This window comes from Streptomyces sp. W1SF4, assembly GCF_003950035.1.
In the GTDB taxonomy this organism is placed as follows: domain Bacteria; phylum Actinomycetota; class Actinomycetes; order Streptomycetales; family Streptomycetaceae; genus Streptomyces; species Streptomyces racemochromogenes.
This window is the reverse complement of record NZ_CP034350.1, coordinates 3,125,302-3,140,644: the sequence shown is the minus strand read 5'-3', so window position 1 is coordinate 3,140,644 and position 15,343 is coordinate 3,125,302. Positions and strand designations below refer to the sequence as shown.

The following is a 15,343-nucleotide window of genomic DNA, read 5'->3' as shown; positions in this document are numbered from 1 at the left end:
GGGCGCGGTCCGCGGCATAAGGGGCGGCCGCTGGTTGTTGGCCTGCTCGTGAACATCCAGGGTGTGGTGACCGAGGGCTTCGAGCCCGTCAGAGACGCCTTCGCGCGCAACTTCGAGGTCCTCGGGGACCGGGGCGCGGCCGTGGCCGTGTACCGGGACGGCCGCAAGGTCGTCGACCTGTGGGCTGGCACGAAGGACGCCGACGGCGACGCCGCCGGGCCCTGGGCCGAGGACACCGTGACGATCGTGCGCTCCGCCACCAAGGGTGTGGCCGCCGCCGTCCCGCTCCTCCTGCATCAGCGCGGACTGCTGGACCTGGACGCGCCGGTGGGCTCGTACTGGCCCGAGTTCAAGGCCGGCGGCAAGGAGAAGACCCTGGTCCGTCACCTCCTCGCCCACCAGGCCGGCGTGCCCGCGCTGGACCGGGGGCTCACCACGGCGCAGGCCGCCGACGGGGTGAGCGGGGCGCGCGCGGTCGCCGCGCAGCGGGCCTTCTGGGAGCCGGGCGCCGAGCACGGCTACCACGCGCAGACCTTCAGCTGGCTGGTCTCCGAGCTGGTGCTGCGGGCGACGGGCCGCACCGTCGGCGGGATCCTCGCGGAGGAGATCGCCGAGCCGCTGGGGCTGGACTTCTGGATAGGCCTGCCGGAGAGCGAGGCGCCGCGGGTGGGCCGGGTGGCGCCGGTGGAGCCGCCGGCGAGCGCGGGGCTGTTGAAGACCCGGCCGAGGAGAAACGTTTCCGAGGCGTACGCCGACCCGGACTCCCTCACCCGGCGCGCCTTCGCGGCCATCGACCCCGCGCCGGACGAGAACGACCCCGTCTACCAGGGGGCCGAGCTCCCCGGTTCCGCCGGCATCGGCACGGCGCGCGCCCTGGCCCGCTTCTACGGGGCGACCATCGGCGTGGTGGAGGACGGGGCGCGGATCTTCACCCCCGCCACCACGGCGCTGGCCGGCACGGAGTTCGCGTCCGGGCCGGACCGGGTGCTGGTCGTGAACACCCGTTTCGGCCCGGGCTACATGCTGCACGGGGCGGCGTCCCCGCTGCTGTCGCCGGCCTCCTTCGGCCACCCGGGGCGGGGCGGGTCCCTGGCCTTCGCGGACCCGGAGGCGGGGATCGGCTTCGGCTACGTCACCAACGCGCACGCCAAGTCGGTCACCGCCGACCCGCGCGCGCAGGCGCTGGTGCGGGCGCTGCGGTCCTGCCTTTGACGCCGTACGGCAGCGGGCGGGGGCGGGGCGGCCGGAACCGGCGGCTGCGGCTCCCGTCTTGATCAGGTCCCTTCGCGTACGTCGGCCAGTGCGGCCGCGGCGTGCTCGATGAGCTCCTTCGGGGCCATGGGGAAGACGGTGTGCGGGGTGCCGGCGGCGGCCCAGACCACGTCGTGCTCCAGCAGCGAGCGGTCGGCCAGCACCCGGGTGCGGGTGCGGTGGCCGAAGGGCGGGACGCCGCCGATGGCGTAGCCGGTGGTCTCGCGGACGAGCGCGGCGTCGGCGCGGGTGACTTTCGCGGCGCCGAGTTGACGCCGCACGGCCTCGACGTCGACCCGGGAGGCGCCGTCCATGAGGACCAGGACCGGTACCCCGTCCGCCGCGAAGATCAGTGACTTCACGATCTGGCTGAGTTCGCAGCCGATCGCCGCGGCGGCGTCGGCGGCCGTACGGGTCCCTTCGGGGAAGGCGCGGACGTCGAGGTCGAGGCCCAGCTCGGTGAGGGCCCGGGCGAAGAGGGGGTGCGGGGTGCTGGTCGTCATGCCGGGACGCTAGCGCTGTGCGGGGGCCGGGGCCACGCGTTTACCCCGGGCCCCGCCATCGGGCTCCCGTCCCCGGCCCGGGGAGGTCGGGCGTCGGCATCCCCCGTTCCGGCTGCGGCCGGAGCTCTCAGGTGTGCCGCCCCGCCGGTCGTTCCCCGCGCGCGGCCGGCCCGCGTGTGCCGTTTCGGCCCCCGGCGCTGGCATCCGCCGCGCCGGCCCTGGCTTCGGCCGTCCCGGTTCCGCCCAAGCCGCGCCCGCCCCGGCCGTCGCGCTCCCGACACGGCCGCGCCCGCCCCGGCCGTCTCGGCCCTGGCCCCGGCCGCGCCCGCCCCGGCCGCCCCCGCTCCGCCCCCGGCGGGCTGTTCCGGCGGCCGTGTGCCGGGCCTCCGGGGCCGGGTGGCCGGGTGGTCGGGTACCGCGCGGCCGGGGGCGGTAGTGGGACGGGGCCGGTGGTCCTCCGGCTCGGGGCCGCGGCCCCGCCGGCGGCGGCCTCGTGCGGTGCGGGCCCCCGTCAGGAGGCGTTCAGGACCGTGGCGACGATGGGGCCCGCCGAGTCGCCGCCGTGACCGCCGCCTTCGACCATGGCGGCCGCCGCCACATCACCCCGGAAGCCCGTGAACCAGCTGTCCGGGGCCGCCGCGCCGTCGACCTCCGCCGAGCCGGTCTTCGCGCCCTTGTCGGAGCCGCCCACGGAGGACATGGCGCCCGCCGCCGTGCCGCCGGGGCCGGCGGCCTGCTTCATCATCTTCACCAGCTGCGCCGACACCCCCGGTGCCAGCGCGCGCGGGGCGGTGGCCAGGGTGCGCCCGTCCAGCGAGGCCTTGACCAGCACCGGCTGGCGGAACACCCCGGTCCGGGCGGTCGCCGTGATCGACGCGACGTTCAGCGGGTTCATCTGGATGGCGCCCTGGCCGATGTACTCCGCGGCCGCCGACGGGCCGGAGGTCACCGGCACGCTGCCGTCCTGGGACGGGATGCCGGTCTTCCAGTCCAGCCCGATCCCGAAGGCCTCCTTGGCCACCCTCGGCAGTGCCCCGTTGTCGCGCACCTCGTCGATCAGGCCGATGAAGGCCGTGTTGCAGGACTTGGCGAAGCTGGTCGAGAAGGGCTGGCCCTTCAGCGAGAAGTTGTTCAGGTTGTGGAAGACCTTGCCGTCCCACGAGACGCTCTGCGGGCAGTCCGCCGGGCGGTCGGCCGCCACCAGGCCCTTCTCCAGCAGCATCGCCGCCGTGACGATCTTCATCGTCGAGCCGGGCGCCCGCCGGCCCTGCATCGCCGCGTTGAAGCCGTCCCTGCGGTGGTTCGCCACCGCCAGGATGTCGCCGGTGCTCGGCTGGACGGCGACCACGGACGCCTCCGGGTGCTGGGCGACGGCCTTCTCCGCCGCCGCCTGCACGTCGGCGTCCAGGACGGTCCGGATCTCCCCCGGCTTGCCCTCCACCAGCGTCAGCAGGCTCCGCTTCGGCGCGTCCTGGGTGGCCGGTTCGATCCACAGCTCGACGCCGGCCGTGCCGCCGGTCTTCTCCCCGTAGGTCTTGCGCAGCGAGTCCAGCACCGGCCGCAGCGACGGGTACTGCTCGGGCGTCAGCTCCTTGCCGTTGCGGTCGACGGCCTTGACCGGCGGGCTCGCCGGGGTGCCCGTGCGCAGCTTCTCGTCCTTCTGGAGCTGCGGGTGGATCACCGAGGGCTGCCAGTCGACGAGCGGCTTGCCGCTCTCGGTGCCGCGGACGACGGTCAGGCGGGAGTCGTAGACGAGGGGCTTGGCCGTGCCCTGGTGGCTGACTTCGGCCTCGACCTTGAACGGCACCGAGGCGCCCTCCGCCGCGCCGGGGGTGATGACGGCCTTGGACACCATCGCCTTGGCGCGGTAGTCGGCCACCGTGGTCTGCGCGGCCTGGGTGTTGTTGGTCAGCGCGGCGGCCGTGGCGTCGTCGCCGGCCGCCCACGCCGCGAGGAAGGCCTTCGCGGTGGCGGCGGCCTCCTTCTCGGTGACCGGCCCGCTTCCCCCCTTGGCGGCGGTCGCCGTCCTGTTCGTCGTGGCGCGGTCGCCCGCGCCGCCGTCGCCGGCGTCCCCGACCAGCGCGTACACCCCGTACGCGGTACCGCCGGCCATCGCGAGGAACACCCCGCCGACGATGGCACCCTTCGCCGCCCCGTTCACTGCGTCCCCTCCCCAGGAGCCCCCGTTCTCTGAACATGTTCAAAGAACCTGTGAGGAGACCTTACCTCTCAGTAACGGGTCAGATCCAGGTGTCCAGCCACATCCGGCCACGCCACGAGTCCATGGGCAGGGTCTGGCCGGTGTAGATCGGCCAGAAATAGATGAAGTTCCAGATGATCAGGAGGACGAGTACGCCCGCGCCGATGGCGCCCACCGCGCGCCGCCGCTCCGAGGAGCCCGCCGGTCCCAGCAGGGCGCCGACCAGCATCGCCACCGCCAGGCAGAGGTAGGGGACAAAGACCACCGCGTAGAAGTAGAAGATGGTCCGCTCCTGGTAGTTGAACCAGGGCAGCAGGCCCGCGCCCAGCGCGCACGCGATGGCGCCCGCCCGCCAGTCGCGGCGGAAGAACCACCGCCACAGCACGTACAGCAGCGCGAAGCAGCCCGCCCACCACAGCAGCGGTGTGCCGAGGGCCAGCACCTCGCGGGCGCACTTGCCGGCCTCGGACGCCGGGCAGCCGTCGGTGCCGGGCGAGGGGGACTCGTAGAAGTAGGAGACCGGCCGGCCCAGGACCAGCCAGCTCCACGGGTTCGACTCGTAGGTGTGGCCGGAGGTCAGGCCCACGTGGAACTTGTAGACCTCCGTCTCGTAGTGCCACAGGCTGCGCAGCCACTCGGGGAGGAAGGACAGCGCGCTGCCCTGGTCGTACTTGGCGGCCCAGTCGCGGAAGTAGCCGCCCTTGCCGTTGTCCGGACTGAGGATCCAGCCCGTCCAGGAGGCCAGGTACACGGCGATCGCCACCGGCACCGTCGACAGGAATCCGGGCAGCGCGTCGCGGCGCAGCATCGCCGCGTACGGGGCGCCCGCGCCGGCGGTGCGGCGCGCGGCCGCGTCCCACAGGACGGTGAGGATCCCGAAGAAGGCCAGGACGACGAGGCCGTTCCACTTGGTGCCGAAGGCCAGGCCGAGGCAGACGCCGGCCAGCAGCCGGTACGGGCGCCAGCCCAGCTTCAGGGTCTCCGCGACCGTGACGTCGGGGCGGGCGCGGCCCTCCTCGTCGACGGGCAGGGCGGCGGCGAGCCGGGCGCGCGCCTTGTCCCGGTCGATGACCAGCGCCCCGAAGGCCGCCAGGACGAAGAACATCAGGACCAGGTCGAGCAGGGCGGTCCGGCTCATCACCAGGTGCAGTCCGTCGACCGCCAGCAGCGCGCCGGCCAGGCAGCCGAGGAAGGTGGAGCGGAAGAGACGGCGGCCGACGCGGCAGACGATCAGTACCGACAGGGTGCCGAGCACGGCGGTCATGAACCGCCAGCCGAAGGGGGTGAAGCCGAACATCCACTCGCCGAGGCCGATCACCCATTTGCCGACGGGCGGGTGTACGACGTAGCCGGGGTCCAGGGGGAGCGGTACCGCGTCGGGATTCGACAGGATCGACTTGTCGACATCCTTGGGCCAGCTGGCTTCGTAGCCCTGCCTGATGGTGGCCCACGCGTCCTTGGCGTAGTACGTCTCGTCGAATATCACCGCCTTGGGGCTGCCCAGGTGCGTGAACCGCAGCACCCCCGCCACCAGCGTGACCAGCAGCGGTCCCGCCCAGGCCATCACCCGCTGCCAGGTCCGCCGGGCCGGCTCGGGGACGCCGAGCGCCGTCCACAGCTGCGCGGACGGCCGTGCGTACGGGGGCACGAGGCGGGTGCGGACGTCGGTCACCGGTGCGGCCGGCGCGTAGCCGAACCCGCGCAGGCGGCGCAGCCACACGGGCGGCTCGTAGTCGGAGTCGCCTCCGCCCGGCCGGACGGGCGGGGCCCCCGCGGGGCTGGGCGGCGGCGTCGCGGTACTGGTCACCGGATCATCGTAGGGAACGCCCCTGTGGAGCCCCAGCCCCCACGAGCCCCAATGAGAGGATGGGCCGGTGACAGCTGAACAGCCCCGCGGTGCCGAAGCCCCCTCCTCCCACGGCGTACTCGTCCTCGCCGGGACCCCCATCGGCGATCTCGCCGACGCCCCGCCCCGGCTCGCGGCCGAGCTGGAGCGGGCCGACGTGATCGCCGCCGAGGACACCCGGCGGCTGCGCCGGCTCACGCAGGGGCTCGGCGTGCACACCACCGGGCGCGTCCTGTCGTACTTCGAGGGCAACGAGTCCGCCCGCACCCCCGAACTGGTCGAGGCCCTGGAGGCCGGCCGGCGGGTGCTGCTGGTGACCGACGCCGGGATGCCCTCCGTCTCCGACCCCGGCTACCGGCTGGTCGCCGCCGCCGTCGAGAAGGACATCAAGGTCACGGCCGTGCCCGGGCCGTCCGCCGTGCTCACCGCGCTCGCGCTGTCCGGGCTGCCGGTGGACCGCTTCTGCTTCGAGGGCTTCCTGCCGCGCAAGGCGGGCGAGCGCCTGGGCCGGCTCCGCGAGGTGGAGGGCGAGCGGCGCACCCTCGTCTACTTCGAGGCCCCGCACCGGCTGGACGACACCCTGGCGGCCATGGCCGAGGTGTTCGGCGCCGGCCGGCGGGCCGCCGTGTGCCGCGAGCTGACCAAGACGTACGAGGAGGTCAAGCGCGGCGGGCTCGGCGACCTGGCCGCGTGGGCGGCCGAGGGCGTGCGCGGCGAGATCACCGTCGTGGTGGAGGGCGCCCCCGCCGCCGCGCCCGGTGACGTCGACGACGAGGAGCTGGTGCGCCGGGTACGCGTGCGCGAGGAGGCGGGGGAGCGTCGCAAGGAGGCCATCGCGGCGGTCGCGGCCGAGGCCGGCGTACCCAAGCGCGAGGTCTTCGACGCGGTCGTCGCGGCAAAGAACGCGACACAAAAGATGCCGTAAGACGGTAAAGAGCTAATCTGAAAAGCAAAGCTCAGACCGCGCACCGGCCCCTTTGGGCATGACTCGGCCAAGGACCGTCCATTACTGGACATGGCCTGATGCGCTCCCGCCCGAAGAGGCGTCCACTGGCAATGGCACCAGTGGAACCAGAGGAGCTGGCATGAGTGAGATCGCAGACACCCCGGTACCCGTCACGGCCGCGGCACCGGCACCCGTTCCCACCTCCGGCGTACCGACCGTGCACGAGGCCTACTCGTTCGCGTGCATGAAGTGCGGCTACGGCTGGGAGCAGGCGTACGCGATAGAGCACCACGTCGACGGCAAGGGCGAGCCGTTCATCATGTACACGGTGAACGGGGAGCGGGTGCCCTCCCCGCTGTCGAACCCGACCTGCCTCAACTGCGGCGGACACGTCGTACGCATCATGCGCGCGGGCCAGGTCTCCACGGTGCTCGGCACGATCGACCGGCTCTACCACCACCGCATCGCCCCCGGGATCGCCGGCCCCGTCCCGGCCGGCGAGAACGCCCCCCGCCCGCCGAAGCAGCGCCGGACGCCGTCGCACGACTCGCCGGGGCCGGTGGCCGTGGACGCGTCCGAGGGGCGCCGCGGGCCGCTGTCGCGCCTCCGCGCCTTCTTCAAGCGGTCGTAGGGCCGTAGCCCGCGGGAAGGGCCACCGGGCAGGGCGCGGGAAAGGGCTTGGGTGCGGCCGCGCGAGCGGTCATAAGATCGGCTCATGAGCCCCAGCCCTTCCCCCTCCTCTCCGGCCCCCGCCGCCAAGGCCGCGTCGAAGGACGTACCGCCCCCGCTGCCGGAGCCGCTGCGGGTGGCTGTCGCCGACTCGCACACCCACCTCGACATGCAGTCCGGCACCGTCGAGGAGGGTCTCGCGAAGGCCGCGTCCGTGGGCGTGACCACCGTCGTCCAGGTGGGCTGCGACGTGAAGGGCTCGCGCTGGGCCGCCGAGACGGCGGCCGCGTACGCCAACGTCCACGCGGCCGTCGCCCTCCACCCGAACGAGGCCCCCCGGATCGTCCACGGGGACCCTGGGGGCACCTCCCAGCCCCCTAGGGCTGGGGGAGGTCGGTCCCGCCAGGGCGCCCGCCCCGGGGGCGGCCAGTCCGCGCTCGACGACGCGCTCGCCGAGATCGAGGCGCTGGCCGCGCTGGACCACGTCAAGGCGGTCGGCGAGACCGGCCTCGATTACTTCCGCACCGGCCCCGAGGGCATGGCCGCGCAGGAGCGTTCCTTCCGCGCCCACATCGAGATCGCCAAGCGGCAGGGCAAGGCCCTGGTCATCCACGACCGTGACGCCCACGCCGACGTCCTGCGCGTGCTGCGCGAGGAGGGCGCCCCCGAGCGCACCGTCTTCCACTGCTACTCCGGCGACGCCGAGATGGCCCGCGAGTGCGCGGCCGCCGGCTACTACATGTCCTTCGCCGGGACCGTCACCTTCAAGAACGCCGCGCCGCTGCGCGAGGCCCTCGCGGTGGCGCCGCTGGAACTGGTGCTGGTGGAGACCGACGCCCCGTACCTCACCCCCGCGCCCTACCGCGGACGGCCCAACGCCCCGTACCTCATTCCGCTGACGGTCCGCGCCATGGCCGCGGTCCGCGGCATCGACGAGGACGCCATGGCCACCGCCCTCGCCGCCAACACCGCGCGCGCCTTCGACTACTGACCGGCCGCCGGCCCCCGCTCCGCCCCCGCTTCACACCCTCCTTCGCGCAGGCGTTCGCCCGACACGCTGGGTGGTCGAACGGCTTTGGTGCGTGACGCCCCCTGCCGCTAGGGTGCCGTGCCCGAGCAGCCGGGGGCCGGACCAGTGGAGCGAGCGACGTGAGCGAAACGCAGGGCAGTCACCGCCGTGCCCCGTGGCCGGACACCCCACCCGGCCCGGACCCGCGCGAAGCCCCGTACGCGGACCCGTACGACGCCCCGTACGACGCGCCGCCCCACGAGGAGCCGTACGCCGACGCGTACGCCGCCCCGTACGGCGCCGCCGCCCCCGAGCCGCAGGTCCCCGGCCCCCGCGGCGAGGGCCGCCGGGCCGCCCGCCGCCGCGCCGCCGCCCCCTCCGGCGGCCGCCGCCGCGCCACCACCGCGGAACCCCCGCCACCGCCCGCCCTGGCCCCCGGCACCGACCCCGCCCCCGGCCGCCCGCCCGGCGCCGGATCCGGCCGCCGCAGGCGCTCGGCCCCCGCCGCCGCCCCGGCCCCCGCCCCGGCCCCCGCCCCGGCCCCCGCCCCGGCCGGCCGCGCCGCCGCCCCGGCCCCCGCCCGCGGCAGCTGGCGGCGCATCGTCCCGCAGGCCCTCGTCGTCGCCTTCCTGGCCGGCGGCACCACCGCCTTCGTCGCCGCCGACAAGGCCGTCCGGCTCACCGTCGACGGAGTGCCCCGCACCCTCCACACCTTCGCCGGGAGCGTCGACGAACTCCTCGCGTCCGAAGGCCTCGGCGTCGGCCCCCACGACCTCGTCGCCCCCGCGCCCGGCTCCGCCCTCGACGACGGCGAACAGGTCGTCGTCCGCTACGGCCGGCCCCTGCGCCTCACCCTCGACGGCACCACCCGCCAGCTGTGGACCACCGCACGCACCGTCGACGGCGCCCTGCGCCAGCTCGGCGTCCGCGTCGAGGGCGCCTACCTCTCCACCCCCCGCACCGCCACCGTCCCCCGCTCCGGCCTCACCCTGGGCGTGCGCACCGAACGCGGCGTCACCTTCATGGCCGACGGCCGCGAACGCACCATCCGCACCAACGCCGCCACCGTCAAGGAGGCCCTCGACCAGGCCGGCATCACCCTCCACGGCCAGGACACCACCTCCGTCCCCCCGGACTCCTTCCCCCGCGACGGCCAGACCGTCACCGTGCTGCGCATCACCGGCACCCGCGAGGTCCGCGAGGAACGCATCCCGTACGAGACCGAACGCGTCGAGGACCCCGGCCTCTTCGCCGGCACCGAGGTCGTCGACCGCGTCGGCCGCCCCGGGGCGCGCCGGGTCACCTACGCCCTGCGCACCGTCAACGGGGTCCGCCAGCAGCCCCGGAAGATCGCCGAGGAGGTCGTGCGGGAGCCCGTCAGCCAGCGCGTCCTGGTCGGCACGAAGCCGCTGCCCACCTCCGTGGCCGGCGCCGACGGCCTCAACTGGTCCGCGCTGGCCCAGTGCGAGTCCGGCGGCCGCCCCTCCGCCACCGACCCCTCGGGCACCTACGGCGGCCTCTACCAGTTCGACGTGAGCACCTGGCAGGCCCTCGGCGGCAGCGGCCGCCCGCAGGACGCGTCCGCCTCGGAGCAGACGTACCGGGCGAAGAAGCTCTACGTGCAGCGGGGGGCGAGTCCGTGGCCGCACTGCGGCCGTAGGCTTGAGCGGTGAGCACCGCAGAGCAGCAGCCCCACGAGACCTCCCAGGTCCCTTCCGACGCCCTCCTCGGGCCGGCCGACATCCGAGAGCTGGCCGCCGTCCTCGGCGTCCGTCCGACGAAGCAGAAGGGCCAGAACTTCGTCATCGACGCCAACACGGTGCGCCGGATCGTGCGCACCGCCGAGGTGCGGCCGGACGACGTGGTCGTGGAGGTCGGGCCGGGCCTGGGCTCGCTGACGCTCGCCCTGCTGGAGGCCGCGGACCGGGTGACCGCCGTCGAGATCGACGACATCCTCGCCGCCGCGCTGCCCGCCACCATCGAGGCGCGGATGCCGCACAAGAAGGACCGCTTCGCGCTGGTCCACTCCGACGCGATGCTCGTCACCGAGCTGCCCGGCCCGGCGCCGACCGCGCTCGTCGCGAACCTCCCCTACAACGTGGCCGTGCCGGTCCTGCTGACGATGCTCGACCGCTTCCCGAGCATCGAGCGGACCCTCGTCATGGTGCAGTCCGAGGTCGCCGACCGGCTCGCCGCCCGCCCCGGCAACAAGGTGTACGGGGTCCCCTCCGTCAAGGCCGCCTGGTACGCGGACGTCAAGCGCGCGGGAGCCATCGGCCGCAACGTCTTCTGGCCCGCGCCGAACGTCGACTCCGGACTCGTCTCCCTCGTCCGGCGCGCCGAGCCCGTGAAGACCACCGCCTCGAAGGCCGAGGTGTTCGCGGTCGTCGACGCCGCGTTCGCGCAGCGCCGCAAGGGCCTGCGCGCCGCGCTCGCCGGCTGGGCCGGTTCGGCCGCCGCCGCCGAGCAGGCGCTGGCCGGCGCCGGCGTCTCCCCGCTGGCGCGCGGCGAGTCCCTGACCGTGGAGCAGTTCGCCGCGATCGCCGAGCACAAGCCCGCCGCCCCGAGGCCCGCGCTGTGAGCGTGACGGTACGCGTCCCCGCGAAGGTCAACGTCCAGCTGGCGGTGGGCGCCGCCCGCCCCGACGGCTTCCACGACCTGGCCAACGTCTTCCTGGCCGTCTCCCTGTTCGACGAGGTCACCGCGACCCCCGCCGACGCGCTGACGGTGACCTGCGAGGGCCCCGACGCCGACCAGGTGCCCCTGGACCGCAGCAACCTGGCGGCCCGCGCCGCCGAGCTGCTGGCGGCCCGGGCCGGCATCGAGCCGGCCGTCCACCTCCACATCGCGAAGAACATCCCCGTCGCCGGCGGCATGGCCGGGGGCAGCGCCGACGGCGCCGGCGCGCTGCTGGCGTGCGACCTGCTGTGGAAGCTGGACACCCCGCGCGAGGAGCTCCTGGGGATCTGCGCGGAACTGGGCAGCGACGTCCCCTTCAGCCTCGTGGGCGGCGCCGCGCTCGGCACCGGCCGCGGCGAGTTCCTGACCCCCGTGGACGCCGGCCGGTTCCACTGGGTGTTCGCGGTCGCCGAGGGCGGCCTGTCCACCCCGGCGGTGTTCCGGGAGTTCGACCGGCTGACCGCCGGTACGGACGTGCCCGCGCCCGAGGCCTCCCCGGCGCTGCTCGCGGCCCTCGCCTCGGGTGACGCCGACGCGCTGGCCGCCGTACTGCCCGGCTCGAACGGCTTGCAGGCCGCCGCGCTGTCGCTGCGCCCGCAGCTGGCCGCCACCCTCGCGGCGGGCGCCGACGCGGGGGCGCTGGCCGGGCTGGTCTCCGGGTCGGGTCCGACGACGGCGTTCCTGGTCCGGGACGCGGAGTCCGCGGCGACGGTCGCCGCCGCCCTGGAGGCCTCCGGCACCTGCCGCGCCACGCGCGTCACCTCCTCCCCGGCACCGGGGGCCACGGCCGTCTCCTGAGGCCCGCCCGTCGGCCCGGGCCCCGGGGCCGCCCGGCGCGGGAAGGGCGCCGGGTACCTAGGGCGGGGATGAGTACCCGCGCCCTGTCGGCGCACCGGGCGCGGCCGCGACCGTAGGGGCATGACAGTCAGCGCACGCGCCATGGCCGCCGCCACGCCCGCCTCCCGCGACCGGTACGTGGACCTGCTCCGGGTCGCCTCGCTCGCCACCGTCGTGTGCGGGCACTGGCTGATGGCCGCCGTCAGCACCGACGGCATAGGGAACCTGCTCGCGCTGGTGCCCCCGCTCCAGGTGCTCACCTGGGGGCTCCAGGTCATGCCGGTGTTCTTCTTCGTCGGCGGGTTCTCGCACGCCCTGTCGTACCGGTCGCTGGAACGCCGCGGCGAGGGCCGGCCCGTCTACGCGGCCTTCCTGCGCGCCCGCCTCCAGCGGCTGCTGCGGCCCACCCTGGTCTTCGTCCTGGTCTGGGCGGCGCTCGCCCTGCTCGTGCAGCTCGCCGGGGCGGACGGCGGCCGGCTGGCCGGTGCCGCGCTGCGGATGGTGACGCAGCCGCTGTGGTTCATCGGGATCTACCTGGCGATGGTGGCCCTCACCCCGCCGCTGCTGCGGCTGCACGCCCGCTGGGGCTGGGGCGCCTTCGCGGCCCTGGCCGGCGCCGCCGCCCTGGTCGACGTACTGCGCTTCGCGCTCGGCGTGCCCTACGCGGAGTTCCTGAACTTCGCGTTCGTCTGGCTCGCCGTGCACCAGCTCGGCTTCCTGCGCGCCGACGGCCGCATCACCCGTCCCGCGCTCCTCGGCGCCGCCGGGCTCGCCGGGGCCGTGCTGCTGGTGGCGGCCGGTCCGTACCCGCTGTCCATGGTCGGGATGCCGGGGGAGAAGGTCTCCAACATGGCCCCGCCCACCCTCGCCCTGCTCTGCCACGGCATGTGGCTGGTCGGCGCCGTCCAGCTGCTCGCGCGGCCCGCGACGGCCTGGCTGGCCCGGCCGCGCGTGTGGCGCGGGGTCGTCACCGCCAACGGGGTCGCCATGACCGCGTTCCTGTGGCACCTCACCGCCATGCTCGGCGTGTACGCCGCCCAGCTCGCCGCCGGCCTGGCGCTGCCCGAGCCGGCCACCGCCGCCTGGTGGGCGCAGGTGCCGCCGCGGATCCTGCTCGCCGCCGCCCTCACCGCCGCGCTCGTGGCCTGCTTCCGCCGCTTCGAGGCGCCCCGCCCCGTGACCGCCGCCGCGCCCGCCGCCCCGCCCGCCGCCCGGGCCCGGACCGCGGAGGGCGCCCGCGGCAGCGGGGCCGCCGCCGCCCTCGGCACCACCCTGTGCCTGCTGGGGATCCTCGGCCTGTCCATGACCGGCCTCGGCGGCCTGCTGGAGGGTCACACCGCCGTCCTGATCGCCTTCCCGGTGACCGCGCCCGCCGCCATCGGCATGGCAGTGGGGGGCGCCTGGCTGGTGGAACGTTCCGCGTCGGCCCGGAGGGTTAGGCTGAGGGGCTGATCCACACCCTTTCCCTGGAGCGCGTCTGATGGCCGTCAATCTGGTCAATGTCGAGGCAGTCAGCAAGGTGTACGGCACCCGTACCCTGCTCGACGGCATCTCCCTCGGCGTGTCCGAGGGAGACCGGATCGGCGTCGTCGGCCGCAACGGCGACGGCAAGACCACCCTGATCCGGCTGCTCGCCAAGCTGGAGGAGCCCGACTCCGGCCGTGTCACGCAGAGCGGCGGCCTGCGGATGGGGGTGCTCACCCAGCACGACTCCCTCGACCCGGCCGCCACCATCCGGCACGAGATCATCGGCGACATGGCCGACCACGAATGGGCCGGCAACGCCAAGATCCGCGACGTCCTCACCGGTCTCTTCGGCGGCCTGGACCTGCCCGGTTTCGGCCAGGGCCTGGACACCGTCATCGGCCCGCTGTCCGGCGGCGAGCGCCGCCGCATCGCGCTCGCCAAGCTGCTCATGGCCGACCAGGACCTCCTCGTCCTCGACGAGCCCACCAACCACCTCGACGTCGAGGGCATCTCCTGGCTGGCCGGCCACCTCCAGGCCCGCCGCTCCGCCCTCGTCTGCGTCACCCACGACCGCTGGTTCCTCGACCAGGTCTGCACCCGCATGTGGGACGTGCAGCGCGGTGACGTCTTCGAGTACGAGGGCGGCTACAGCGACTACGTCTTCGCCCGCGCCGAGCGCGAGCGGATCGCCGCCACCGAAGAGGCCAAGCGGCAGAACCTGATGCGCAAGGAGCTGGCCTGGCTGCGCCGCGGCGCCCCCGCCCGCACCTCCAAGCCCCGCTACCGCATCGAGGCGGCCAACGAGCTGATCGCCGACGTGCCCGAGCCGCGCGACAAGTCCGAGCTGATGCGCTTCGCCAACGCCCGCCTCGGCAAGACCGTCTTCGACCTGGAGAACGTCACCGTCCAGGCCGGCCCCAAGACCCTGCTCAAGCACCTCACCTGGCACCTGGGCCCCGGCGACCGCGTCGGCCTCGTCGGCGTCAACGGCGCCGGCAAGACCTCCCTGCTGCGGGCCCTCGCCGAGGCCGCCCGCACCCAGGGCGAGGCCCAGCCCGCCGAGGGCTCCGTCACCGTCGGCAAGACCGTGCGCCTGGCCTACCTCTCCCAGGAGGTCGGCGAACTCGACCCCTCGCTGCGCGTCCTGGAGGCCGTCCAGCGCGTCCGGGACCGCGTCGACCTCGGCAAGGGCCGCGAGATGACGGCCGGCCAGCTGTGCGAGCAGTTCGGGTTCACCAAGGAGAAGCAGTGGACGCCGGTCGGCGACCTCTCCGGCGGCGAGCGGCGCCGGCTGCAGATCCTGCGCCTGCTGATGGACGAGCCCAACGTCCTCTTCCTCGACGAGCCCACCAACGACCTCGACATCGAGACCCTCACCCAGCTGGAGGACCTCCTCGACGGCTGGCCCGGCTCGATGATCGTGATCTCCCACGACCGGTTCTTCATCGAGCGCACCACCGACACGGTGATGGCCCTCCTCGGCGACGCGAGCCTGCGGATGCTGCCGCGCGGCCTGGACGAGTACCTGGAGCGCCGCCGGCGGATGATCGAGGCCGCCGCCCCGGCGCCGGCCCCGGCCGCCGCCGCCAAGTCGACGTCCTCCGGGGACTCGCGGGCCGCGAAGAAGGAGCTCCAGAAGATCGAGCGCCAGCTCAACAAGATGTCGGACCGCGAGACGAACCTGCACGCCCAGATCGCCGAGCACTCCACCGACTACGACAAGGTCGCCAAGCTCGACGCGGAGCTGCGGGAACTGATCGCCGAGCGCGACGACTTGGAGATGCGCTGGCTGGAACTGGCCGAAGAGGCCTGAGGCCAGGAGGCCCGAAAGGGCCCCGGAACACACCGGCCGGGCGCATAACGGCCGTGTCACGGGCCGGTCCTCCCTTGGGAACAGGGGTGCGACCGGCCCGGTGCGTACCGGCCACGAGTGATA

General features: G+C 74.7%; 12 protein-coding genes. 9 read left to right on the top strand and 3 right to left on the bottom strand.

Translation table 11 applies throughout. The annotated features are described in order from the left end of the window. Positions 1-48: 48 nt before the first annotated feature. Entirely contained in the window at positions 49-1,212 is a 1,164-nt protein-coding gene (locus D1J60_RS14465; protein WP_206436525.1) for a serine hydrolase domain-containing protein, read from the top strand. A 62-nt stretch (positions 1,213-1,274) separates the two neighbouring features. Here the strand turns inward: D1J60_RS14465 and D1J60_RS14460 are convergent, their stop codons facing one another. The 3 genes from D1J60_RS14460 to D1J60_RS14450 form a co-directional block, all read right to left on the bottom strand. After that, positions 1,275-1,754: a YbaK/EbsC family protein gene (locus D1J60_RS14460; protein WP_125606117.1), complete on the bottom strand. Its 480-nt coding sequence runs from the start codon at positions 1,752-1,754 to the stop codon at positions 1,275-1,277. A gap of 511 nt (positions 1,755-2,265) precedes the next feature. Continuing rightward, positions 2,266-3,915, bottom strand: coding sequence for a penicillin-binding transpeptidase domain-containing protein (locus tag D1J60_RS14455; RefSeq protein WP_125821371.1), 1,650 nt, complete (start codon positions 3,913-3,915; stop codon positions 2,266-2,268). A gap of 79 nt (positions 3,916-3,994) precedes the next feature. After that, positions 3,995-5,761: a phospholipid carrier-dependent glycosyltransferase gene (locus tag D1J60_RS14450; RefSeq protein WP_125604138.1), complete on the bottom strand. Its 1,767-nt coding sequence runs from the start codon at positions 5,759-5,761 to the stop codon at positions 3,995-3,997. Positions 5,762-5,828: 67 nt separating this feature from the next. On the opposite strand from D1J60_RS14450, the gene rsmI reads away from it, so the two are divergent. The 8 genes from rsmI to D1J60_RS14410 all read left to right on the top strand — a co-directional run bounded on the left by rsmI (position 5,829) and on the right by D1J60_RS14410 (position 15,220). Beyond that, positions 5,829-6,725 carry a 16S rRNA (cytidine(1402)-2'-O)-methyltransferase gene (gene rsmI, locus D1J60_RS14445; protein WP_125821370.1) on the top strand — a complete coding sequence of 299 codons (897 nt, stop codon included), beginning with the start codon at positions 5,829-5,831 and terminating at the stop codon, positions 6,723-6,725. Positions 6,726-6,885: 160 nt separating this feature from the next. Next, positions 6,886-7,377 carry a hypothetical protein gene (locus D1J60_RS14440; RefSeq protein ID WP_241253265.1) on the top strand — a complete coding sequence of 164 codons (492 nt, stop codon included), beginning with the start codon at positions 6,886-6,888 and terminating at the stop codon, positions 7,375-7,377. A gap of 84 nt (positions 7,378-7,461) precedes the next feature. Then, positions 7,462-8,406, top strand: a complete 945-nt coding sequence (locus D1J60_RS14435) for a TatD family hydrolase (RefSeq protein ID WP_241253264.1) — start codon at positions 7,462-7,464, stop codon at positions 8,404-8,406. 158 nt (positions 8,407-8,564) lie between these two features. Then, on the top strand, positions 8,565-10,097 hold the full coding sequence (locus D1J60_RS14430; protein WP_125821369.1) for a resuscitation-promoting factor: 1,533 nt from the start codon (positions 8,565-8,567) through the stop codon (positions 10,095-10,097). Further along, complete coding sequence (gene rsmA / locus D1J60_RS14425; RefSeq protein WP_125603519.1) at positions 10,094-11,005, top strand: 16S rRNA (adenine(1518)-N(6)/adenine(1519)-N(6))-dimethyltransferase RsmA; 912 nt, start codon at positions 10,094-10,096, stop codon at positions 11,003-11,005. The genes D1J60_RS14430 and rsmA overlap by 4 nt, the downstream gene beginning before the upstream one ends. Next, positions 11,002-11,901, top strand: coding sequence for a 4-(cytidine 5'-diphospho)-2-C-methyl-D-erythritol kinase (locus D1J60_RS14420; RefSeq protein ID WP_125821368.1), 900 nt, complete (start codon positions 11,002-11,004; stop codon positions 11,899-11,901). Before rsmA ends, D1J60_RS14420 begins: the two co-directional genes overlap by 4 nt. A gap of 120 nt (positions 11,902-12,021) precedes the next feature. After that, a complete protein-coding gene (locus tag D1J60_RS14415; protein ID WP_125821367.1) occupies positions 12,022-13,392 on the top strand; it encodes an acyltransferase family protein in 1,371 nt (456 codons plus the stop codon). A 28-nt stretch (positions 13,393-13,420) separates the two neighbouring features. Continuing rightward, the gene (locus tag D1J60_RS14410; RefSeq protein ID WP_125821366.1) at positions 13,421-15,220 is read left to right on the top strand and encodes an ABC-F family ATP-binding cassette domain-containing protein; all 1,800 of its coding nucleotides are present in this window, start codon (positions 13,421-13,423) and stop codon (positions 15,218-15,220) included. Positions 15,221-15,343: the final 123 nt, after the last annotated feature.

Coding starts and splice junctions, on each gene's coding strand:
- D1J60_RS14460 (WP_125606117.1), bottom strand. CDS start 1,754: ATGACGACCAGCACCCCGCACCCCCTCTTCGCCCGGGCCCTCACCGAG.
- D1J60_RS14440 (WP_241253265.1), top strand. CDS start 6,886: ATGAGTGAGATCGCAGACACCCCGGTACCCGTCACGGCCGCGGCACCG.
- D1J60_RS14435 (WP_241253264.1), top strand. CDS start 7,462: ATGAGCCCCAGCCCTTCCCCCTCCTCTCCGGCCCCCGCCGCCAAGGCC.
- D1J60_RS14415 (WP_125821367.1), top strand. CDS start 12,022: ATGACAGTCAGCGCACGCGCCATGGCCGCCGCCACGCCCGCCTCCCGC.
- D1J60_RS14410 (WP_125821366.1), top strand. CDS start 13,421: ATGGCCGTCAATCTGGTCAATGTCGAGGCAGTCAGCAAGGTGTACGGC.